The following is a 424-nucleotide window of genomic DNA, read 5'->3' as shown; positions in this document are numbered from 1 at the left end:
AGCAGTGGGGAATATTGCACAATGGGGGAAACCCTGATGCAGCGACGCCGCGTGAGTGAAGAAGTATTTCGGTATGTAAAGCTCTATCAGCAGGGAAGAAAATGACGGTACCTGACTAAGAAGCCCCGGCTAACTACGTGCCAGCAGCCGCGGTAATACGTAGGGGGCAAGCGTTATCCGGATTTACTGGGTGTAAAGGGAGCGTAGACGGAAGGCCAAGTCTGATGTGAAAGCCCGGGGCTCAACGCCGGGACTGCATTGGAAACTGGTCATCTGGAGTGCAGGAGAGGTAAGCGGAATTCCTAGTGTAGCGGTGAAATGCGTAGATATTAGGAGGAACACCGGTGGCGAAGGCGGCTTACTGGACTGTAACTGACGTTGAGGCTCGAAAGCGTGGGGAGCAAACAGGATTAGATACCCTGGT

At 53.5% G+C, this 424-nt stretch carries 1 rRNA gene; it reads left to right on the top strand.

Going from position 1 to position 424, the window contains the following annotated elements:
- A 16S ribosomal RNA gene (locus HH110_RS19265) occupies window positions 1–424 on the top strand; the annotation flags it as partial.

This window comes from Stenotrophomonas sp. SAM-B (assembly GCF_013387485.1).
GTDB lineage: Bacteria > Pseudomonadota > Gammaproteobacteria > Xanthomonadales > Xanthomonadaceae > Stenotrophomonas > Stenotrophomonas maltophilia_AA.
The sequence above is the reverse complement of the archived record's forward strand: the minus strand, read 5'-3'. Positions and strand labels throughout refer to the sequence as shown.